Raw genomic sequence first — 22,760 nt, forward strand, 5'->3', positions numbered from 1 at the left:
GCCGCAGAGAAACGCTGCGGCAAGAAGCCTCTGGATTAAGCCGCAGCGACCACGCAGCCTCAATGTACTGTCAGTGAGACGAGACGGCAGGACAGCGCTCTTTCCGGCTGGTTGATGGCTGTGCTGCATGCAACAGGGGCGGGCAACAAGTCCTTCTTGCCAGCGGCGTCGGTAGGTACCTCCGACAGCAGCCTCGCAGACAAGGTGTATGAACCCGTCCGGCTAATCGATGGCAACGTCAATTCTGCAACGCTCGTGCCGTCAGGACGCTTCTTCAGCACGCTATCTAGTTTGACACGCGTGTAAGGTAGGCTTGCTTTCGTCGTCTCATCAAAGAAAGAAACGTGGAGCAGTCTGTTCGACGGATAATCCTGCGGAAGCTCGATTGGAACTTCGATCCTCACAGGCTCGCCTCTCCCGAGCATCGCTACACCCGCGGCTGGTCGTCGGCCCGCGACGTTTTCGACCTCCCTAAATGTCGGCTTCGCCATATCGTTGATGGTCGTGGTGTATCCGAATTGCTTCGGGTCCGGCGTCACTGTACCGGGACCGCACTGGCGCGCGCCCGTGTCCGATTCCGTGAACTGGCAAACACGGACGTAGTCTATCTTGAACGCCTGGGGAAAAGCCGTGTCATCGATCCCATGCCGTCCCGCCCATCCGGCGCCGCCGACAGCGAAGTTAAGATCAACGTGAGCCGGCGGTCCCAACTGGCCATCCTTGCGCAGCCACTGATACTTCCGCGTGTAGATGAGCTTGCCGTCCCAGAACAGCGAGATTTTGTCCGGGGACCAAACAAAACCTGCGATATGCCAGTCAAGATTCAGATCGTAGCTGGTATACATGTTCTTGAACCTTAGGTCGAACGACCGGTCGACGTAAGTGTAGAGTTTCGGGTCAAATGGTCCCACCACGTTCGAGTGCAGAGAATTGGCTTTATCTTCCACACCGTTGATGACAAATTCGAAAATATCGATTTCCGGCGGATGCCAGGTCTTGCCATCAAGATCGTAGTCAGCCTCAAGCCAGAATGCCGGCCAAACCCCGTTAGCATTGGGCAGAAATACCCGCGCTTCATAGTAGCCGTAGTAGAAGGTGCGGTGACTTCGGATCATTGCCGACTCGAACAGATCAGAACCTTCCTTTTTTTTTGCAACTAATCTTAATACCCCGTCCGACAACACGTGATTGTCGCCGTAGCGTTGCTTCTCGTCGTTGAAATGATCCATCGTCTCGTTGCTATAGAGAAAACGGGTGGCCCACTTATTCCGATCGAGTTGATCGCCAATGAATTCGTCGGAGAACACCAGTTCCCAGCCCGCTGCCATCGCTGACCTTATAGGCAGCAGCGCCGAGACAACTAGCGAGCCGCAGAGCAGGATTTTTCGAATACCACACATTCTGAGACTCCAATGCCTTCTCGTCACCCTGCACAAGCTATATTAGCCTGTAACCCTGCATCTAAGTGCCTCCGTACGCCGAGTAGGCGCGCAGGGCCGAAGCTGATATTTTGCTGCGCGCTAGGCCGCAACTATCGGCGGAGTGAGATAGATTCTAAAGAAAATGTCTATCGGGTTAGGTCTCGCTGGTAACGAGACGGGGACGAATATAAGGCCGCGAAATTCCAGAATTGTCCATTAGAAGTGAGAAGAGCTCCCGCCAAACGGATCAAAAAATTGCGATCTCGATTGGACTTCGCGATCGGGACTGGACAAACAGGGTCACATGTCCGAATTGCCCACACATCGCGAAGATGCGATGTCCTCGGTGAGTTGATTGCGCGTAGTTTCTGCAGGCGGAACAGACCTTCGGATAAGGAGGCGCATGATCTCTTCCGCATAATTTCGAGAGCAAAGGACTACAGTCGCGACATAAGTCGGGGCACCGACAAGCACTGAAATCGCCAATTGGAAGGGCGGAGGAAAGGCGCTGCATAGCAGCTTAGCGCCGATCACGACGAATGCCATTGTCATGCAGCCGGCAGTTGGCCCCGCGAACACCGCCAAATAATCCATAACACTCAGCGACGCGAGGCGCGCGGACTTAACAACTGCAAAAGGCCACCGCGCAAGCGTGGAAGCAAATAGCAAAACCAAGACCATCGTCAGGCCGAGTTGAGACGACAGCGCCAGGATACTCAGCGTCAGCACGCCCGCGAACAATTGATAGTAAAACCACCAATTTGGAAAACCGCGGCTATTGATCAAACTGCTTTGAATAACACCTATGCAGGCCATCAATCCGAGCGCACAGTAGATGCGTATTGGCAAAACAGTCTCGATCCATTTCGGACCGAAAATCATCGGCACTGCGAGATCGGCTACCATGGCGAAGCCGACAAACATCGGAAAGGAAATCGCTGACGAAAGAAATGTCGCAGTCAAAAATCCTTTCCGTATACGATCCAGTTCAGTTTGAATCGAGGAAAACATCGGATGAGCGACGACGCCGAGGGGCGTCGCCACGACACCCACCATGATCTGGAAAATGTTCCGCGAGAACGCGTATATGCCGGCCTGAGCAGGCCCGAGGGAGAAACCGATGATTGCAGGATCGGCTTGAGTGGTCAGCGCTTGAATCGCGCGCGTCCCGGACGAAAAAGCGCCGTAACGAGCAAGTGAGCGTAGGGATCCAATATCGATAGACCACGCGGGTCGATATCTTGCACCCCACATCGCAGCGACCATCGCTGTCGCTGAGGATGACAGCTGAGCAATCACAAGAGCCCAGATGTTATACCCAGCGAACAGCAGCGAGATGGTAAGAACAGCAGAGACCAGCGTGGCTAGCAACGTACGATAGGTGAGCAATTCAAACGACATGCTCCGCGTAATGACCGCCTGCGGAACCATGGCAGCTGCATCGCAAAACAGTTTCAGACCGACAATGGGCAGCAAATGGGAAACTAGTTCCGAACCGGCGAGATTGGCTACCAAGTCCTTGCTTGCAAACAGCGCTAAATAGGCCAAAAGCGCACAAACTAGCAAAATCCAGAATACCGAATCCAGATGGCGCCGATCGATCGCAGTCCTCTGAACGATTGCTTCGGAAAAGCCATAAGGCACCAGCACTCCTGCAAGAGAGACCACTCCCACAGTGAGCGCCACCAGCCCATATTCAACCGGGCCGACATACCGTGAAATCATCAAAAAAACGAAAAAATTCGTGCCGCTTGGGACGACAGCCGTGATCGTGGACCAAAACACACCTTTAATCGCGCGAGCAGCGTGACCGCCGGATGGGGGCGGCTTCAGATCGGTCATCCGACATTTCCTTTCAGCGCGGAGTTTGGTCGAAGGCATGCGCTGAGAATGCTTCGATCTCGACCACCTCCATGGCGCGGCCGCGCAAGGACAGTTGCCGTTCAGCAGGATGATTAAGCCGCATGCGAAAACGGATCAAGAAACAATCGGCAGGAGTTGACGAGAGTTCCGCCTTTGCGATGTCCGCCCTATTCACTCGGCTTGATCTATTTTGCGGAACGCCTCTCGCCAATTGTCATGAACCTTCTTCAAGCGGCGCACACGCCCAACGATTGCAGCTCAAACAAAGCGGCGCGACAGCTATAAGCGCTGCATTGGGATATCTAGACTGTGATATCGCTTCATTGTAGTATTGTGCCGATAATGAGGCTGCGGACTCCATAATCGCTTCCGATCGCCACCATCATCTGTCACACGTAAGCGCGCTAATATCTGCCGCCGAAGAGACGTAAAAGGCTTCTGAATGCTGACTTTTATCATTCCTGTTCGCCATCCAAAAAACGCAAGGAACTGGGATGCACTAAAAAATAGGCTAGCTCAAACGATGAGCTCGATAGCGAACCAGACAACGCATAATTGGCAGGCAATTATCATTGCGAACATCGGGTCCGACCTGCCGCCATTGCCGGAACGGTTTTCGGTCGAGTGGGTCGATTACCCTCCGAACCCAAAGCACGATCGAATTGCCGGCGAAGACGTTGAACAACTTCATCATTTTTTCAGGCTTGACAAGGGAAGACGCGTCAGAGCCGGAATACTTGCCGCCCAAAAAACGACTTTCTTTATGATAGTCGATGATGACGATTTTGTTAGCGCGAGGCTTGCCGAGCATGCCGAGAAGCATTCGACTCATAATGGTTGGTATATTGAGCGAGGCTATGTCTGGAGCGAAGAGAGCCCGATTGTGATCTTAATAGAGAGGTTCTTCCTGATGTGCGGGACATCGCACATCGTTCGAGCGGACCTATTCGACTACGAAGCTCTGAGGGCCTCAGAAACTAGCGACTATGTAAAGCTAATGCTTGGCAGCCACATATCCATAGCGAAAAAACTCGCCGATAGCGGCACCCCCCTTTCACCGCTACCTTTTGCAGGCGCCGTATACAGAGTCGGCCACGCCGGAGCTCACAGCAAATCTGGTGGACTGTTCAGAACATTCATAGCTAACAGGAAAACCCTCCGAAATCCATTACGCGTGATGCAGGCCGCCCTGGCGACAAGATGGGTCACTTCATCAACGCGGGCCGAGTTTTTCGGTTGCTAAGAGTTCTTAAGGGCGCGGGGGCGGCTTAATCGGTCACCCACCCGGCGTTGCCGTGGTGACGCTGCAAGGCAGTGAAGCGTTAAAACTTCTCCGATTGTAGCTCTTCGATTGCACGCAGCACTGCGGAAAGTGCCGCTTCGTGAATCTTCTCGTCGCTCAGCACTCCGGGCCGCAATGCGCACTCATGCATTGCTGCGACGGACGCCTCAAACAGATCGCCGCCTTTCCTGCCGGCAAAAAAGGCGGGCAATCGGCCGACCGATCGGTTGAAGATCCTGACACTTAAGGAAAACATCTTCCTTAGGCGATCATGCTGTCTTTCGACGATGGCATGAAAGGACTCCATCTGCTGCTCAATTCCCTTCCTCTCGTGTGTGAACCTGTTGTCCGCCCACGGGCTTGCTAAGGACAAGTTGTTGGCGGACTGCCTAATCAGCAGGTCGCGAGTCTGATGGGTGAAGCAGGTGGCTGGCAGCACGAGCGGGCAATAGGGCAGCCTCAGAGAGAATGAAAAATCACACCATTTGAACGTCGAGATTTCAGGTGACGTCACCACCGGCAACCAGGGCACCCGCATGGCATCGGCTACGATCGCCGCATGCATCGATTCCGCGATGACCTTTTCAGCGCGTGATATGCGCGTGACAACCGATCTGCTTTCGGACAGCGGATCCACGTACTCAATTCCAGCGCGTTCGCACACATCGCGTAGCCGCGCACTCTTCGGCGACTTGAAATGCGGTACAAAGACCACGCCTTTTCTGTCGCCCGTCGGCACTCGCTGAAACTGGTCCGCGACTAGGATCGCTGGATCGGTGATCGATTTGGTCTCGTCCAGGTTCAAAAGGCGCGCCGACAGCGGCCCGCGGACGAAACGGATATCGAAACCTGCCTCGCCGATATGCGCCGGCGGTTTCGCGTAACCGGCCCCCGATCCGAAAACGATAATCCGTTCGGCGACCGGGATGCTCTCATCGATGATGGTCCCGATGCCAACGAAGATGGGCGCATCAGGTGAGGAAGAGAAATCGAAGTATTTGCTCCAAATCCACGAGTTCAGATCATCGCCAAAATTCTTGTACTTCTCGTCCCAGAAATGCAGCTTCATCTTGCGGAGACATCCGAGATCCCGGGCCTGGACTCAAGGGACGAACGAGCGACATGCACACTACCGAGGGCCGGATGACGTCTATTCATGTTTCGAGGTACTCACGTTCTGTTTTTCCCAGCTTTGCAAGTTGCGTCGTAGGATCCGGAATCAATTGGCGCCTGCATAAGAATGTCACTATCAGGTACTGGCAGGATCTCGACGAACGTAGATGATGTTTTCTCCCGCAACAAAGATATCGAACTGCCGAGCTCCCATTTCTTTTTGAAAGGACGAACTGGTTCTTTCGTGCGGCAATAGCCAATCATGCGGCTCAATGATTAGCATGGCCGCCGCATCGATCCAATTGGTGTTGCTCGAGAACAGGTCAGACTCGAAGCCTTCTATATCGATCTTGGCGACGAGGAGACGACCTTTCGGGACTCGGGCAACGGCATCTTCCACAGTAATGATTTCCGTTCCTGAACTGGCACGAGCCGTCTGTGTGGCCCATGACAGCCGAGAGCGGGCCAGTTCGGCATATCCGGGCGTCGCCCCGATGGCGGCATCAAGGATATAGACGTCCTTTTTTCCAGCGAGATTGCTTCGAAGCAGCGCAATATTGTCTGGGTCCGGCTCGATCGCGACGATCGCAAGTTGGGGAAATTTTTGCCTGAACCATAAAGAGGCCGCCCCGATATTCGCGCCGGCATCGACCAGAACGGGCGTTTTGCCGTCCTTGAGAATAGTGTTGTATGCCGCCTGCAGTCTTTCCTTCACACTGTCGTAACAATAGGCGGCGTAATCGCGCGATCCAAAGATATCCCTGAACGTCGAGATGTCGCTTTCGCGTGGCCGAAGCTCCACCGTTCCGATTTTTGACATCGCGACTCGCGCGGTCTTCGCCCCTGTAAGGCGAGCGACATGGCGCCAGAGTATTCTCGGACCGAAAATTGTCAGATCCTGAAAGTTAAGCGAGGCGATGTACCAGACGCTCATGTCGTTATCCCGCCATTCGCGCAAGCTTCTGAAACACCCACGTGTTGCAGCGATTGGCAATACAATCAAGCGCAAAAAGCATGCAGGGTCGACGTCCTGCCATGACAACAGCTGCCATGACAACAGCTGCCATGACAACAGCTGCCACTATTTCGTCGTAGAAAGCCATGCAACAACGGACTTGGAGTGACCTCCGCTCACCACGAATAGCAAATTGCCCTTTCAATAGTCAACGCTTGCATAAAGGGGCAACCGACTGACTTTCGAAGAGGCCAGTCGTTGTTAACGCGGCGACGACAATGTTCCTTGCGCCGCGCTGTCCGTTAACCGACTTTGCCGCCTTCCCAAACTTCATGATACATTGCGCCAGCCGCTCGCCAAGACGGAAGCACCCTGCGCCGGCAATTTCATGAATTCTGGTGCGGCTTGCAATTCGAAATCTGCTGCCAAGGCAACGAGAAGATGACCGGAACTCTAATCTATCGCACTAACACGTCTTTCAGTTCCGTGGATTTTGAAAATTCGCCACAAGTGTGCGCAAGAAATCAGCCTCGTCAAACAAAGAGCTGCGAATGAAGAAGGTACTTTGGATCTGCAGCCGCCTGCCTGCTCCGCTCCTCAGCGGCGACGCTCTCTATTCCGCGGGGTTGCTGAAAGCCCTCGCGATGACCAACGACGCAGCTATCACCTTAATCGGAACACGCCGGCCAAATCATGGCCAGGATGCACATCTTGCAGCGCTACCCAATACGACATCCATCATGCTGCCGAGTGCCCAAGCCTCTGGACTGCGGAGTCTCGCATCTTCGTTGCCGCGTGACGCCTACAATCTGGCGACGCCAGAGCTTGCGCTGCAGATCGAAAAATTGCTGCAGCAAGAATGGGACTGGATCGTTATCGACCATGCTTATTCCGCGGGTTTGTTGTCGACTATCCTAAAGAACCGCGGCCGCGCGTCAGTCTGGTACATTGCGCACAATGCGGAGGGCGCCATTCGACCGGCCATCGCACGCAGTTTCAGCAATCCGCTGCGACGAACCATCATGCAGCTTGACGCCGAGAAATATCGCAGGCTGGAGCATCGGCTGGTGCGAGCCGCCGATGCGATCACGTGCATCACAGGTGACGATGCGTCTTATTTCCGCCAGTCCTCCCCCAGGGTCTGCATCGTTCCGCCAATTTACCTTGGCAAGATTGTCGCCGAGCGCCGGATCGAGAGGAAGTGTCCCAGATCGCTGCTGCTTCTCGGCTCGTTCGAATGGGTGGCCAAGCAGAAAAATCTGGAGTTGATCGTGGAGACCTTGCTGCCACGTTTCCAACAGAAGGGTATCACACTCGATGTTGTCGGCTTCGTCCCGCAAGCGGTCCGCGACCGATATGGCCGATACACTGAGCATCTGCGCTTTCACGGACAAGTGGACAACCTCGCCACAATTATGGCCGGAAGTCGCGGAGGGCTCGTGCCCGATCTGTTGGGAGGGGGTTTCAAGCTGAAGGTACTGGACTACGCCTTTCAGCGGCTTCCGATTTTCGCGCTCAGGCAGGCGGTCGCCGGCACGAGCCCAAACGAACAATCCGCAATGTTCCTGGCGGACGACCTCGACAGCCTCGTGGAGAGGATCGTTAACAATATTGACGATCTGGTTGCCCTCAACGGACATCAGCAATCTGCATTTGAGCTAATCTCCGCAAGGTTCGGCCTTGATGCAGGCATCAGCGCACTCAAGGAATTCATACTTGGCAGTCGCCGCGTCGAATCTCGAGCACACACTATGCATCAGGTATAAGGCGCGCAGACGATCAGAATGCTGCAGGACCCCACATGAGCTCAATCCCGGCCGATATGGCGGACCAGACGATTCGATCTACGGGAGTCGGCGATTCGGATGTCGAACTGACCCGCATGGCGAAGTTCTTGGTATGGGCGTCCGTCGTGTCCGTGCTGTTCGTGAACCAAATTGCGTACAATATCGGCCAGTTTCCGGCCGCACTGGACCTGCCGTGTTATGCGCTCATCACGGCGTATCTCCTTGCGTCGGGGTACGCGAAGGTCAGCATGCCGATCCTTCTTCTATTCGTGGTGGTCATCGCGATGGCCGCCTTCCGCATTCCTGTGCTGCCGACGACGACACAAGCATCGTGGAGTTCGCTCCTTCTGTTGGCAGCCGGCTATGCATCGTTTGCAGTGCGCCTTTCACCTCGGCCAGGTTTGCCGGCCGTTCAGCAGTACATTCTCGACTCCTATGTGACGGCCGCATGTCTCATCGCCATTGTGGGAACAATCCAGATCATCGCGGTGAATGCCACCAGGCTGAAGGAACTTCAAAACATCTATTTTGTGCTGCCTGAAGCAATCCGTGGCGCCGGCACATACGTCTTCGCGCGGGAAGCCGGAGGCGGGCTCGCCAAGGCGAACGGATATTTCTTGCGCGAATCCGCCGAGCTTTCTAGCGTGACCGCATTGGCATTTTTGGCGGAATATTTTGCCAGGCGACGGCCGTTTCAACTCTTCTTGCTGACAATGGGTCTGGCAGCTTCTATTTCCGGGTCGGGAGTGATTGCGCTGGCAGCGGGCTTCCTCCTCCCGAAATCGGTGGGTCGCATACCAATCGCGCTGGCAACGGCCTGCGGCGCTCTGCTTCTGCTTTATGCGCTCTACAGCCTCGACAACCCTGTTCTCAATCTCTGGTTCGGACGGCTTACCGAATTCGGAACGCCCGGCTCGAGCGCCTATGCGAGATTCGTCGCACCCTGGGAGATGGTGCAGAGAACCTTCAACGACGGTATTGCCGCAACTTGGTTCGGCAATGGGCCGGGCAGCTTCTTCAGGATGTTGGCCGAGTTCAGGTCCCGATACGAGATCAGCGACCCGACCTGGGCCAAGCTGATCTATGAATACGGACTTGCGGGCTTCGTTTTCGTCACCCTGATCGTGATCATACGGCTCTACTCGAGTTCTCTTCGCGTCGAACTGTGCAATTTCATGCTGTTCAGCTGGCTCGTATTTCCTTCCGTTCTGAAGGCGACGACCTTTCTTATAATGTGGCTGGTGACACTTACCCCGGCGCCGCGCAGGGCGTCTCCGCCTTAATATTCGCGGACGGTGCAGAGGTCAGGTTTAGTCCTGAGATTGCACAAGCTGCCGGGCAACCAGTTTCGCCGGATGTTCGTGACCATGGGCCCTGAATGACCATCAAATCCTCTCGCCTGCGCGACAAAAGAAAGTTTTTCCTGGAGACCGAGGATCGGTTTTTCGGTGAGATGCCAAGAGAACGCCGCGAGCAAAGCGACGGCCGGCAGCCCCATAAGCGCTAGCACCAGTGCGCCCATCTTCGGGAAAACAACGATGGTCGGCAGGCTTATGGTACGCATACGACGAAGACCGCCTGATTGACGCGTGCGCGCGGGCACGGCGAGCCATATGATGGCTTGCGGGAAGGTCAGGCGGCTTGCTGATCGGCGGACTTGCCGGCTTGGTGCAGGAGCTTCCATTCCCAGGGCAGCAGTTCGCGCAGCCGCGACGCGGGAAGATCGGCGATCCGGGCGAGGACTTCAGCGAGCCAGGCCTTTGGGTCGACGTCGTTGAGGCGGCAAGTCGTGATCATCGTCAGCATGATCGCGGCACGGTCGGCGCCACGTTGGCTACCAGCGAAGGTCCAGTTGCGCCTTCCCAAGGCAATGCCTCTCAATGCACGCTCAGCGCAATTGTTGGTCAAGCAGATCCTGCCATCGTCGAGGAAGCGGACGAAGTCGTCCCAGCGATTGAGCATGTAGTTCATGGGCTTCAGGACCTCAGCGGAGCGCGAGAGGCTTTCTCGCTCGCGGAGCAGCCAGTCGTGCATGTCGTCGAGCAGCGGCTTGCTCCGCTCCTGGCGCACGGCCCGCCGCTCGTCGGCACTACGGCCGTTGATGGCGCGCTCGATCTCGAACAACGCATCCAGGCGTCTGACCGCGTCCAGCGCGATCGGGGAGACCGGTTTGCCCTTGCGGCCTTCCCGGGCGGCTTTTTCGATGTCAGCCAGCTCGAAGAATCCCCGCCGCGCATGGGCCAGGCAAAATGCCGGCGTGATCGGCATTGCTTTCCTTTTTGGGTCGAACAACGGCTCGAAGCCGCCATAGCAATCCGCCTGCAGAATGCCGGCGAAGGCGGCCAGATGCTTCTGAGGATGTTCGCCCCGTCGGTTGCCCGAGGCATAATAGACCGCCGCCGGCGGCGCAGGCCCGGCGAACGGCCGGTCATCCCGCACATAGGTCCATATCCGGCCGGTCGTGCACCTGCCTTTCGCCAGGACGCGGATGGTGGTGTCGTCGCCATGAAGGCGCTCGGCCGCGAGCACATGACGCTCGATCAGCTGGAACAGCGGCATGACGGCGAAGGTTCCGTGGCCGACCTGGTCGGCCAGCGTCGACAGCGGCAGGTCGATCCGCTCAGCCTTGAAGCGCACGCTCTGGCGATTGAGCGGGATATGCATGCCGAACTTGTCGAACAGCATTGTCGCCAGCAATTGCGGACCGATGAAGCCGCGCGGCGTGGCATGGAACGGTGCCGGCGGCTGGCTGATCTTCTCGCAATCGCGGCAAGTGAACTTCTCGCGTACCGTCTCGATCACCTTGAAGCGACGCGGGATCTCCTCCAGCGTCTTGGTTACATCCTCTCCGATCTTCGCCAGCCGAGATCCACCGCAGCAGGCGCAGCTCGTTGGAGCCTCAATGACGACGCGCTCGTGTTCGATGTCGTCCGGCCATGGCTGACGAACCGGCCGCTTGCGCATGAAGGGGCGAACGTTCTGCGTCTTCGCTGCTGCGGCCTGCGCGGCAAGCTCATTCTCGGTCGCCGTGGTGGCGAGTTCTTCGAGCTCCAATTCCAACTGCTCGAGTAACCGCGCCGTGCGCTCGGAGCGCTGCCCGTGCAGTTCGCGTTTGAGCTTCTCGATCCGTAGCTCAAGATGAGCGATCAGCACCTCGCTGTCCGACAGCTCCGCCCGAGCGTTGGCGGCATCCGCGACTGCCACATCGCGTTCAGCCTGCAACGCCTCGCGCTCGGCCAGCAGAGCAAGGTAGGCTCTCGCGAGATCCGACGGAAGATCGTCCGGCTTCGATGTCATGACGCCATTGAATCAGATCGAGCATCAGATTCAAACCCAAAACGATTATCCGACCCGCGTCGGCCGCTGGGTTTCTTGCGGATTGCGCCAATCGATCCCGGACAGCAGATAGCTCAACTGCGCCAGCGAGATCGTTACCGCTTCACCGGCAACCGATGGCCAGATAAACTTTCCTCTCTCGAGTTTTTTTGTGAACAAGCAGGCTCCCTGACCATCGTGCCAGATCACCTTCACAAGATCGCTGCGGCGACCGCGGAAGACAAACAAATGACCGCTGAGCGGTTCTTTGTGCAGCACCTCCTGCACTTGGAGGGCCAGCGACGGAAAGCCTCTGCGCATATCCGTGTAGCCTGTCGCCAGCCACACTCGCACATTCCCTGGTACAGCAATCATCGGCGTCCAAGCACATCGAGGACCCGCGCCAGCGCCTCCGGATCGACGTGCGCATCCACCCGGATGCACCGTCGGTTGCCGAGATCGATCTCTATCAATCCAGTACGCGCGGCTGCCGCCGAGCGAACTCGGCCATCAACCGTAGGCAAAAGCTTCGCAGTTTCTTCAGTCGAGGCCGCTACGGCGGCGATCTGCATCGGCGTAAAAGATGGTACAACTTGTTCCGATGTCCGTGCTTGTCGACGCCAGGTAAATACCAGGCTGGCCGCTACTCCGTTGCGCCGCGCAACCTCAGTTACCTTCGCGCCCGATGCCAGCGTCTCCTCGACAATCCGTGCCTTGTCGTCCTGCGACCAACGCCGCCGCCGCTCCAGCCCGCCCAAAACCTCGACCCGCATCGCCTAATGACCTTAAAGCTAGACTTAAGGTCACACGCTTCGCGAATTACCACCCGTCACGCAAGACGGCCCCCGTCGGAGGCGTACGGCTTATGATGTTTCCAATATAGCGGGTCGTGGCTAGATAAACGCCATTCGAATAATCGCCAGACCACAGAAAAGAGGGCAGAAGAACCGGAGTGAGGCCCAAGAAGACCGTCATGTAGGTCAGTACCGGCAGAAGCACAATCGGTTGGCAACTTGCCCGATCGGCATACTCGGAAGCGTCAGCGCTGCAATCAAACGTATCGCGCAACACGCCACAAAATTCTTAGTAGGAACGCAACCAAGAGTTGCGCCTCGCGCGAGCGAAAAGGAAGAAACATCCAATCGCCAGCATCGCCACTACCAAGATGGCTAAGCGATTAACCCGCTGAAGCTTGGTGACCGACGTCGGGTTTCTGCGCGTTGTCCAGTGCGAGAGAAATCAAAATCGCAAGGGAGGCGGTCCCAACGAGGAAAACGATAAATCCGAACGCGCTGTCTAGGCCATATTGTGGCGGAATCGCCTTGAATAAACCCACGCAGCCGCGATGCACGACATAGAGCGGATAGGAGAGATAGCCCAGCCAAAATGCCACTCTCCTAATGCGGCGAGGGACCTCCAAGAGCATACCGCACACCACTATGCCCGGCGCCGCCACGAGACAAAAAACGAGATCATAGACTGCCTGCGCATTCTTTTCGATCGGGAAGACTAGCCCCCCAACGAGCAGGATCATCGGAAGCAATGAAAGCCAACTTACCCGTCGCACGCTGCACGGTCGAAGGCATCGTGAGATCACCAGCCCGAGAGTAAAGCCGAACGTCACCCTGACGAGCCCACCGGGCGATGAGGACCAATTCCAACCTATGTTCAAGCCGTTCCAAACAAAGGCAAATGCCACAAGTCCGACCGCCGCAGTTACGATGACGAAGCACAGCGCCCTGGTTGTTGATTTGAACAAGACGACCGCAAACGCCAAGTTGATCACCAATTCCCAGAACAGTGACCATGCAGGTCCATTGATCGGAAAGAGTCCTTGCATCGGCTTCATCATAAAAAAGGCCGAGACGCTTGGCAGGAATAAGAAATTTTGCGCGCTTGATATGACGATATCAGCGCCTGAAGCTTGGCTCAGTCCTGCATTGACCAAGTATAAGATCTGAGCGAGCCCAATGGCGGTTCCGATTGCGAAAAGCGGCCAGAGACGAACAAGCCTTACCCACATGAAAGCCACCGGCGTCATGCCGCCGGTAAGTTTCGACGCATACGCGTTATCGATCACAAAGCCGCTAAGAATGAAGAAAAAATCAACAGCAAGATACGAGGAGTGCACATAGCCGCTGTTGAAGTGGCCAGCAGCAACGGCGATTGACGCCAGTCCCCTCATTGCGTCGAGTGATTGATATCGATTGCGCTTTATCTCACCCGACGTTTTGCTCATATCGCGCCCCAGACCTAACGAACGATCCGCATCAGGTTCAGCACCTTCTTCACCCAGGCTGGCCGGTTGGTCGACGCATATCGCCAACCCGCAAGCGAACGAGATACGCTAGGCGGACCGAACAGGATGCCGAAGGTGAACGCCGCCAGTGACACGCGCTGCGCGCGGGAGAAGCCCTGGGGATAGAACACCGAGCGAGCGCCGTCCCAGGCAATCCGCCATCGCCTGTCACCTTCGATAGGGTGAAGATCAGGCCGCAAAACGTAGGATGCCGCCCGCAAGCACACGAACGCCATGTTGCGACTCAAGGCGTCGGGCGCGGCGTGAATCCCGTTGCTGGCGGCAACCTTGCAGAAGTACTCGTATCGATCGCGGGTAAGTTCGACCTCTCTCGCAAACCTGGTCTCCTCAACTTGCGAAAAAGCGCCGTGATTTTGCCCGTGGACGCGATAGTCCGCCAGCGGCTTGGGAATGGTGACGATCTCTCCAAACGCCGCCGATGCAGCAAGCAGATAGCTGTCCGGCGCCCGGTGAACGAAATCGGTTTTAAAATTGAAGACCTTCTCCACGACCCAGCGCGGATACGCATTGCCCGATCCCGGCGGAGTCGGATAGGCACCGGTCGTCGTCATCCAATTCCGGATGTCCTTCGATGTTGGCACCACGAAGTACTGCGGCAGGATCGTGCCCTTCGGCTTTCCATCCGCGTCAACGGTCCGCATCTGGAACTGAAACTTGCTGGCGGAAGCCGACCACACCTTGGCGATCTCAGTCATCACATCAGGATGAAGGGCATCGTCCGAATCGAGGAATATGATGAGGTCGCCAGAGGATCTGCGGAACCCGTTGATCGACGCCTGCTTCTGGCCAGCATTCGGTTGGCTGATGAGCTTGATACGATCGCCGAATGCCTCGATCACCTTGGGCGAATCGTCCGTCGATCCGTCATCGACTACAACCACTTCCATGTTTGGCCATCTCACGTCCAGTGCGCTCTGGATCGCAGCGCCCACATAGTCGGCATAGTTGTAGTTAAGGATGACGATCGAAAGCTTCAGCTCGCCGGCCTGTTTGGGAAAAGCGCCCGTCATTGACTCAGCGTCCCGGCGAAGCCACTGGGCGCAAGCGGATCAGCCTTCTCAGCGAGGCACGCCAATGGGTCCGGGCATACCTGAGCTCAACGAGTGCGTGTGCCAACGGGCGAGGCGCGGCAGTGAGGCAACACAACCATGCGATATGCTTGAATGCTGTTGCAATCCCGAACGACCCGCCTGCGGCCGCTAGAATTCCCTTCAACCAGAGATCCAGGACCAAACGCTTCTCGTCACCGGAATCCTCATGACCAATCTTGCGCGCCATCAGCCGATAATTGATGAAAACCAACTCTTGGTCTAGCAGATCTCCTTCCGGGAGGGTTTTCCCCAAGCGCTTCGCGTGCGCCCGCAGCGTCGCGAATTCCTGCTTTCTGAAGCGAATCCGCGACGCAAAATCAGGCACCACATTGATGCGACCGGCGTCGTCCACCCGGCTGATGTTCAGCGAGTGAACGCGATAGGCGCCATGCGGCTCGATAATTGTGGCAATGCCGCCATAGAGCGGCGCAATGGTGCACAAATCGCCGTCATGGCCTACTGCTGGCGTGAGCGGCATGACCTGCTGCAGAAAGGAACGCGCGTACACGTTCCCCGAAGTGACCGGCCAGATATAGGTACCGGTCTGCTCAAACTGGCGTGTTGTGTCCTCAACGCTCAGCCGTCTCGAATATCCGCAGAACCGGCGTCCCAGGTACACGCCATCCGAGTCGATAATATCGAGTTCGAACTGAACCTTCGCGATGCCCGGGCCAAACGCTCGCTCAACCGCCTCGATCGCAGTAGGATAGATGATGTCGTCCGAATCAAGAAACATAACAAGGTCGCCGCGCGAACGGGCATAGCCGCTGTTCTTGACGGGATTCATACCTTCATTGGGCTGGAACACCGCTGTGATTCGGTCCTGATACCGCTCAATTACCTGGCGCGAATTGTCCGTCGAACCGTCGTCGATCACTATGATTTCATCGGGAAGCCGAGTTTGGCAGAGGACGCTCTCGATGGTTTCCCCTACGTAGCGCGCGTAGTTGTAGTTGGTGATAATGACGCTGATGGTGAGGCGCGGTGACATCAACAATTCCGGTTCGACTAGCGTTCGCGTATCTATGGCGTGCTGATGACCTCACATAGATCAATGCACCTTCCCTGTCTCCATCAACCGTTCCGAAGAACGGAATCGATAGACTAGATGCCACAATCCAGCGAGGTTCAAATGCAAGATTGTGGCAAAGTTATCGAGACCAAGCAACGATGCTACGCAAGCATGTGCTGTTTTAGGTCAGCTTGCAAATTGCGCTCTCAGCTCCATTTTTCACTTCGAAATCCCTGGATTTTTCATCGTGGGGCTAGCGCTAGCCGGTTGGGTGTTGCCTTCTTAGGGTAAAGGCCACAAGTTGGGTATTGATTTGGGTATTGACTGGGACATTCGCCCTAGGCGGGCGCCGCGTCAAGAATGTAGCTGTCCGACGCTTTGTTCACTAAGTAAGAGTTGAAGCTGAAGATTCGGTCAACCACCCGTCGCGAATTAGCGTTCTCGGAGCCCGGCGGGAGTCAGATTGGCACCCGGCGTAGTGACCCAAGTGCGGACGCCCTCAGAGCTGGAGGCACCAATATGCGGCAGAATACCCCCTTCTCGGAGTGTCGTGCATCGACCACCCGCGATTAGAATTGATATTCGCTGGCCTTTACTGACCAGACCTTGGCAATTTCAGTCATCACGTCTGGATGCAGAGCGTCATCAGAAGAATCACACTTTGTCGGAACGTCGCCGGAACGATTCACGCGAGATGTCATTTGCTCAGCATTTGCTTGGCTGATCAGGCCATCCGTGAGGACCTGAAGCGAATACGCGTCGACCCCTTATCGACCACGATCACCTCGACCAAAGACCCAATGAATATCGAGTGAACTCTGGACGGCAGATCCCTAGTAGTGGTTCGGAATAATGACCGATAGCGAATTCGTTAGTCACAATCTCCCAGCTCTTTGGCGAAAATCGCGCGAATCCGTCAAAGGTGACAGCGGCAACCACTGTGTTTCCGTCGGCAGCCACGAAATATGAAGATCAATGGACACTGAGGTTAAATATAGCGGCGTGTTCCGAAGTGAGCCAACGGTATAGCGGACGAGACGACAAGCTTTCTCTAGAACTTCGCGATAATTCGCTCCGCCTCCTAACAGGAGCCGGTGCCCCGTGCCCTGCCTCCAGTGAACCATTCGCTCGATGGACATTGAGTTTGGCGCGATCAAAGTTTCATTATGCCGCGAGCCGACTTTGATCCGGATCGCATTGACCAAAACCTGGCTTCGAACAAAAGATCGGGCACATGGCTCCTGCGTTTCACTCTCCCAAGTTCGGCACCCTCTTAGCGCCTTTCAAGGTTGGGGCAAGTTCCTGCTGTTCCAACGATGGAGCTATAAGTCTTGCAATGCGCGGTCGAAGCAGCATTGCAACTTGTCTATAATGCCGTTCGAACAGCATATAAAATAAGCAAGCGACTATGTGCGAAAGCGCAAGCGCAAGGATCACGTTCGCTTGTTCACTGAGGCCGGAATGCTCCTTGATCAATATCAGAACCGTATTGTGAACGAGGTATAAACTGTACGAATAGGCCGCGAGCAGGCCAACGATAGTGATCAACCATGGCGGAAATCGCCAATTCTCGACTACCAGCGCGATGCCGAATAGACTGCATCCAATGAAAAACGCGGTTGCCAGATCATACGGATGAAGCGACCCGGAGAATGCGCGAGCAAGGAGGCAAGCAAGCCCATAACAAGCCATAATGCCTCCAATGAGAGGAGCGTTCGCGCTCGTGAAACGATGGATACTCCGATGTAAAAGGAAGAACAAACAACCGAGCCCCCATACAAGACTCAGACACTCGCCCCCACCTGCAAATGAATTCCAAATAACGACGGGAGCTGAGATTAGAAGCATAGCGACTGCGAGCCATTTCCGTACGCGCTCGCCCTTAAACAACCAAAACACAGATAGACCCACAAAGATATATATCCAGAATTCTATAGCTACAGTCCAAAATGGTTCGGCGGTATTGTAAGGCCGAGGATAGACCGCGCTCAGATCGCGAAAGTGGTGAATGGCTTGGATAGCGGGATAGTCGCTTAGGAGAGTCAGCGTGGCTAAAAAAGATACTGGCCCAGTACTAATTCCTGGAAGTCCCCAGTGTCCGCTCACCCAAAACTGGTTCACTATCACGACGAAAATAAGCGCCGGGATAAGTGGGGTGTAAATCCGGCTAATCCGATCAGCGATGAAGGACGAGAACTGAGGCAAATGAGTATATAAACGGTTAGATATCGAAAGTGAGATCAAATAACCGCTCAATAGAAAGAAAATTGTTACACCGAAACCACCTGATATCTTTACACGATCCGCACCCAGAATATGCGAGCTATGCGCAACAACGACCTCGCTTGCCGCAGCGGCCCTACATAAGTCAAGAATGGACGATGTGCCAGAAGTCAGTCGTATATTGGTCATGTTTTCCAAGCTGTCGTATGGCCGGAGAGTGCGTGGCGTGGCCCTCGCCGCACTTTAGGTAATCAATGGCCCGATATGCTCATGCTCGTCGAGACTTTGCATCAACTGCTGAGACCAAGTAATGTCCACGTGGAGGAAGTCCGATAATGCTGATGCATCATTTTCGCGGACCTGATCAGATGTCGCTCAATCCATTGATTGTGTCTACATGTTTGATACTCCTCGCCCTCACCCAACTCGCACAAGCCCAATTTGCCGGCAAAACGACCGCACCAATTTCCGGGGGTACCGGGATTTCATCCGAGCTAGGGAATAATTTTCGGGGAATGGCTGGAACGTACGCACCAGCGCACAAGACCCCGGATGGCCGCCCCTGCATTGCGATCCATCCCATGACGCGCGCGCAGATCATCCATCCGAAAATCATGGATCAGATCGTCATTGTCAACAACATATGCGGCGAGGCAATCAAAGTCCAAATTTGTTATGTCAGCAGCAGTGATTGCATAATCGTCCCTTTGGGCGGATATCAAAGGTTGCAAAGGACACTTGGAATTGGCTCGACTTTCTTTAGATATGAGTATCGGGAGCTTTACTGAATTTCCGCGGTCGCTCTATTCGATCCCTGCCTGTTCAAGGTGACACTTAAGACTTAGCTCCCCGAGCACCAAGATACTGATGCACACATCGCGGCGCAAAAGCCACACGGCTCGATTTGGCGTCCTGGCAGGATTCAGCTTTGCCTGCGCGTTGGCGACGTTCATTTTTGCTTGGCCGAGATCCTCTCCAAGCGAAGGAGCTCAGCTCCCTCGTGCAGCTCAATACACACTCAAGCTCAATCGCGACATATCTCCCGCAGCGGCTGGAGCGATCGTGGCTGAGTCCGACGGTCTGTTCACGCGCGCAGGGCTCCGCATGCATGTTGTCGCCGGCTCAGGAGACGGAGATGCAATCGCTGCAGTTGCCGCTGACGAACATACTATCGGGGTCGCTTCAATGGCAGGGTTCCTCAAAGCGCGATCAGAAGGTGTCGCGATCGTCGCCTTCGCCGGCTGTTCTGCGGCGAGCCCGGTCGAGTTTTTTGCGCTGCCCGACACCAAACTCATGCTGCCGTCGGACCTAGAAGGTAAGAGGATAGGCTACATCAGAGGCCCCGAACTCTCCGCCGTTTTCTTTGAGTTTGTTAGCAAAAATTCGTTAGCGCAAAGCAAGCTCCTTCCGGTCAAAAGCGACGAGCCCCTGCAAGACCTCTTGGACCGAAAGATAGACGTGATTCTCGGTCATCTCGATATCGAAGGGCTGGAGTTGGCGCGGAGAAACATCGAGTACAAGACGCTAAGCCCCGCCTCCTATGGCGTGCACGCCGCGGGCGCAGTGTACTTCGTCCAGGAACAGGCTCTTGGTGATCGGCGAAATTTAGAAAAGTTCGTCATTGCCGCCGCTCAGGGTTGGAACGCGGCATACGCCAACTACGACCGAACAATTCCCATCATTGCCAACTCCATCGATGCGCCTCTTTCGCGCTCGCTGATTGCTAGGCTCATGGATGCACAGCGCGTTTACTTGCGCCCTTATGGGACGAGGTTTGGTGAGCTGGACGAGCGGCGTATCCGCACCCTTCAGACACAACTCTTGCAGCGACGAATCCTGCAAGAATCGGTTGATCTGACCCGCGCCGTCAACTACGACGTCCTGAAAGCGGCTTACCGTAGCGAGGCGAAATCGGAATGAGCCCAGAGCAGATGTCCAACAGCACTCAAGCAATTATTTTTGGCGGCGCAGGCTTTATCGGAACGCATTTAGCGACAAGCCTCGTGGCATCGCAAAAGTATACGCGTGTCGTGTCGGTCGACGTCGCCCCGCCAAGAGCGAACGTGGCCGGCGTTGAATATCTTCAGCATGACGTGCGGGAAGCCATCGGTTCCGGCATTTCCGATGGGGGCCCTGCCGACATTTTCAACCTTGCGGCGGTCCATGTCACGCCTGGGCACCCAGACGGTGATTACTATTATACAAACGTCCTGGGAGCCGTGAACGTCTGCAAATTCGCCAACACAATCGGCTGCCGAAATATAGTGTTCACAAGTTCTATCTCAATCTACGGGCCGAGCGAAGCTGCGCTTGATGAAGAGGCCACGCCGGCACCCGTGAGCGCATACGGACGCTCAAAACTTGCGGCCGAGAAAATCCATCTGCTCTGGCAGTCCGAAGCCACGGGTCGGAAGCTCACGGTCGTTCGCCCCGCAGTCATCTACGGACTTCATGAGCGCGGAAATTTCACACGGCTTTCGCGGATGATGGAACGGAATGCCTTCGTCTATCCGGGACGGAAAGATACAATCAAATCGTGCGGCTACGTGAAAGATCTCGTCTCGTCAATGATGCACATGTCGAACCAAAACGAGGGGGTGTCGATCTATAATTTCTCGTTCGAGCACCGTTACACAATCAGCGAGATTTGCGCTACGTTTTCGCGCGTCGCCGCATACAGACAGCCGCGGCTGACAATTCCCATCTGGTTCATAAATCTCGCCGTACTCCCCTTTGAAGCCCTGCAGTCGGCCGGCCTCAAGACGGGTATCAATCGAGATCGCGTAAGGAAGTTATGGTTCTCGACAAACATTCTGCCTAAACGACTTGTCACAAGCGGTTTCAGATTTTCATATGACTTGGAAAGCTCGCTCGTCGAATGGAGGCGCGAGTCGGCTCTGAAGGACTTTGACTGATGGCTTTTATTGATCGCGATCAACGATCTTGGATCAAGAGCAGGGCAGATGTAAGAACAAGCGACGAAGAGAAGAAGCCCAGCTATCCGGCGATGCTGGCAACCTTGGGTCTCTGTTCCCTGGTTGCTCTGGCACCGCTTCCCTTCGCCTCCATGGACATGCGGATTGTCGCAGTTTGGGTCTTGCTGCTTTCCGGGGTGCTTTTGCTGGCCGTCTCCCAGCAGATTAGCTTGCGAGACTTAGCTTTCTTGTTCGGATTTACAGCGGTTTCTTTATTTTGGGCATTTGTTGTCAGCGAACAATTGAGCCAGACTTCGGTGTTGTCAAAGCGACTGATAGCCCCGATTTGGGAGCAGACGTCTGCAATCCTCAGCGAGCAATTGAACGGATCCATCTCCGTAGCTCTCAATGAGCCCTTTTTCTCGGCCGGATCACAGATTGCCTGCCTGCTGTCCATGCTGTGCGGGTATTTTGTTGGCCGCAACCGGAATGCCGCGCGCTTCTTGCTGATGTCATTTTTGGGCTCGACGTTGGCCTACGGCGTCTATGGACTGATCGCCCACAGTTTCTGGCCGGATTATTTGCTGTGGCACCGGAAGTACAATTATTTGGGTTCGGTTACTGCAACCTTCATCAATCCGAATGTTGCAGCTTGCTATTTCGGGGCAGGATCCATTGGATGGGTCCTGGTCTTCGCAGCAATGGGAAGAGATCGCCCCAACGAACCGCCGCTCCCGTGGCGCGAGCGGCTCAGGTCTCGCCTGCACTTTTCGCCGCTGAGAACCCTTACTCTGCTTGCGTGCTTTGCAATGCTTTCCACGACAATGCTAACAGGATCCCGCGCAGGATCCGTCTTGTCCCTACTTTGCTTCGCTGGCGCCCTTGCCACGTACTTTCGACGAGCGCTAAAGCAGCGCGGGCTTTTCTGGGGTTTTCCGATCGCGGCCCCGCTTTTGATTGTGGGGGCCATTTCGACTCTTGCGCCCTTGGTCAACCAAAGATTCGGGCTGCAAGGGTTCTTCGACGCGGGACGCTGGCAGGCCTACCGATCGACGATGAAAATAATCGGCGACTTTCCCTGGCTCGGTTCCGGCCTGGGTACCTTCCGTTGGGTCTTTCCAGAATATCGAAGCCGCGATATTCCGTCTTATGGAATATGGGAACAGGCGCATAACTCAATCCTCGAAGCAGCGGCCGAGATGGGTATTCCGTTCGCTTTTTGCTTGGGGATCGGCTGGTTCGCTTGCCTGGTTGTGCTGTTCCGGGGAATGTTAAGACGCAAACGCGACGCGATCCTGCCGACCGCAGCCTTCTGGATCGGACTATTGGTCATCCTCCACTCTCAAGTTGATTTTCCGTTGCAAATCTCGGGCTTTGCTCTCGCGGTCTGCCCCATCTTGGGCATGGGAATGGCCCAATCCTTTTCGAGCAGAGTAGGGGTTAACCTACTGTCTCGATAACTC

At 55.5% G+C, this 22,760-nt stretch carries 19 protein-coding genes; 7 read left to right on the plus strand and 12 right to left on the minus strand.

The window, feature by feature from the left end; genetic code table 11:
- Positions 1-59: 59 nt before the first annotated feature.
- Complete coding sequence (locus tag GWG67_RS25140) at positions 60-1,400, minus strand: glycoside hydrolase family 16 protein (protein ID WP_275172036.1); 1,341 nt, start codon at positions 1,398-1,400, stop codon at positions 60-62.
- A gap of 321 nt (positions 1,401-1,721) precedes the next feature.
- Positions 1,722-3,263, minus strand: a complete 1,542-nt coding sequence (locus GWG67_RS25145; RefSeq protein ID WP_275172037.1) for a lipopolysaccharide biosynthesis protein — start codon at positions 3,261-3,263, stop codon at positions 1,722-1,724.
- Positions 3,264-3,726: 463 nt separating this feature from the next.
- On the opposite strand from GWG67_RS25145, the gene GWG67_RS25150 reads away from it, so the two are divergent.
- Positions 3,727-4,527, plus strand: coding sequence for a galactosyl transferase (locus tag GWG67_RS25150; RefSeq protein ID WP_275172038.1), 801 nt, complete (start codon positions 3,727-3,729; stop codon positions 4,525-4,527).
- Between the two features lie 79 nt (positions 4,528-4,606).
- Here the strand turns inward: GWG67_RS25150 and GWG67_RS25155 are convergent, their stop codons facing one another.
- Positions 4,607-5,635, minus strand: a complete 1,029-nt coding sequence (locus tag GWG67_RS25155; protein WP_275172039.1) for a polysaccharide pyruvyl transferase family protein — start codon at positions 5,633-5,635, stop codon at positions 4,607-4,609.
- 180 nt (positions 5,636-5,815) lie between these two features.
- Positions 5,816-6,613, minus strand: a complete 798-nt coding sequence (locus GWG67_RS25160) for an FkbM family methyltransferase (protein ID WP_275172040.1) — start codon at positions 6,611-6,613, stop codon at positions 5,816-5,818.
- Positions 6,614-7,185: 572 nt separating this feature from the next.
- On the opposite strand from GWG67_RS25160, the gene GWG67_RS25165 reads away from it, so the two are divergent.
- Together GWG67_RS25165 and GWG67_RS25170 are read left to right on the plus strand one after the other, a co-directional pair.
- Positions 7,186-8,400: a glycosyltransferase gene (locus tag GWG67_RS25165; protein WP_275172041.1), complete on the plus strand. Its 1,215-nt coding sequence runs from the start codon at positions 7,186-7,188 to the stop codon at positions 8,398-8,400.
- Between the two features lie 35 nt (positions 8,401-8,435).
- The gene (locus GWG67_RS25170; protein WP_275172042.1) at positions 8,436-9,704 is read left to right on the plus strand and encodes a hypothetical protein; all 1,269 of its coding nucleotides are present in this window, start codon (positions 8,436-8,438) and stop codon (positions 9,702-9,704) included.
- On the opposite strand, the gene GWG67_RS25175 is transcribed toward GWG67_RS25170, so the two are convergent.
- The 8 genes from GWG67_RS25175 to GWG67_RS25210 all read right to left on the minus strand — a co-directional run bounded on the left by GWG67_RS25175 (position 9,701) and on the right by GWG67_RS25210 (position 18,571).
- Positions 9,701-9,985, minus strand: coding sequence for a hypothetical protein (locus GWG67_RS25175; RefSeq protein WP_275172043.1), 285 nt, complete (start codon positions 9,983-9,985; stop codon positions 9,701-9,703). The genes GWG67_RS25170 and GWG67_RS25175 overlap by 4 nt on opposite strands.
- 68 nt (positions 9,986-10,053) lie before the next feature.
- Complete coding sequence (locus tag GWG67_RS25180; RefSeq protein ID WP_275172044.1) at positions 10,054-11,718, minus strand: IS66 family transposase; 1,665 nt, start codon at positions 11,716-11,718, stop codon at positions 10,054-10,056.
- Positions 11,719-11,763: 45 nt separating this feature from the next.
- Entirely contained in the window at positions 11,764-12,111 is a 348-nt protein-coding gene (tnpB, locus tag GWG67_RS25185) for an IS66 family insertion sequence element accessory protein TnpB (protein WP_085357271.1), read from the minus strand.
- A complete protein-coding gene (locus GWG67_RS25190) occupies positions 12,108-12,509 on the minus strand; it encodes a transposase (RefSeq protein ID WP_275172045.1) in 402 nt (133 codons plus the stop codon). Before GWG67_RS25190 ends, tnpB begins: the two co-directional genes overlap by 4 nt.
- A 404-nt stretch (positions 12,510-12,913) precedes the next feature.
- Positions 12,914-13,975, minus strand: a complete 1,062-nt coding sequence (locus GWG67_RS25195; RefSeq protein WP_275172046.1) for an acyltransferase — start codon at positions 13,973-13,975, stop codon at positions 12,914-12,916.
- A 14-nt stretch (positions 13,976-13,989) separates the two neighbouring features.
- Positions 13,990-15,066: a glycosyltransferase family 2 protein gene (locus tag GWG67_RS25200; RefSeq protein WP_275172047.1), complete on the minus strand. Its 1,077-nt coding sequence runs from the start codon at positions 15,064-15,066 to the stop codon at positions 13,990-13,992.
- 4 nt (positions 15,067-15,070) lie between these two features.
- Positions 15,071-16,138: a glycosyltransferase gene (locus GWG67_RS25205; RefSeq protein ID WP_275172048.1), complete on the minus strand. Its 1,068-nt coding sequence runs from the start codon at positions 16,136-16,138 to the stop codon at positions 15,071-15,073.
- Positions 16,139-17,407: 1,269 nt separating this feature from the next.
- Positions 17,408-18,571 (minus strand): acyltransferase, encoded by a 1,164-nt coding sequence (locus tag GWG67_RS25210; protein WP_275172049.1) that lies wholly within the window; start codon positions 18,569-18,571, stop codon positions 17,408-17,410.
- 146 nt (positions 18,572-18,717) lie between these two features.
- On the opposite strand from GWG67_RS25210, the gene GWG67_RS25215 reads away from it, so the two are divergent.
- The 4 genes from GWG67_RS25215 (at position 18,718) to GWG67_RS25230 (ending at position 22,757) form a co-directional block, all read left to right on the plus strand.
- Positions 18,718-19,170: a hypothetical protein gene (locus GWG67_RS25215; protein ID WP_275172050.1), complete on the plus strand. Its 453-nt coding sequence runs from the start codon at positions 18,718-18,720 to the stop codon at positions 19,168-19,170.
- A 79-nt stretch (positions 19,171-19,249) separates the two neighbouring features.
- Positions 19,250-20,302 (plus strand): ABC transporter substrate-binding protein, encoded by a 1,053-nt coding sequence (locus GWG67_RS25220; protein ID WP_275172051.1) that lies wholly within the window; start codon positions 19,250-19,252, stop codon positions 20,300-20,302.
- Positions 20,299-21,297: an NAD(P)-dependent oxidoreductase gene (locus GWG67_RS25225; RefSeq protein ID WP_275172052.1), complete on the plus strand. Its 999-nt coding sequence runs from the start codon at positions 20,299-20,301 to the stop codon at positions 21,295-21,297. Before GWG67_RS25220 ends, GWG67_RS25225 begins: the two co-directional genes overlap by 4 nt.
- Positions 21,297-22,757 carry an O-antigen ligase gene (locus GWG67_RS25230; protein ID WP_275172053.1) on the plus strand — a complete coding sequence of 487 codons (1,461 nt, stop codon included), beginning with the start codon at positions 21,297-21,299 and terminating at the stop codon, positions 22,755-22,757. Before GWG67_RS25225 ends, GWG67_RS25230 begins: the two co-directional genes overlap by 1 nt.
- Positions 22,758-22,760 lie beyond the last annotated feature (3 nt).

This window comes from Bradyrhizobium sp. CSS354, assembly GCF_029051725.1.
In the GTDB taxonomy this organism is placed as follows: domain Bacteria; phylum Pseudomonadota; class Alphaproteobacteria; order Rhizobiales; family Xanthobacteraceae; genus Bradyrhizobium.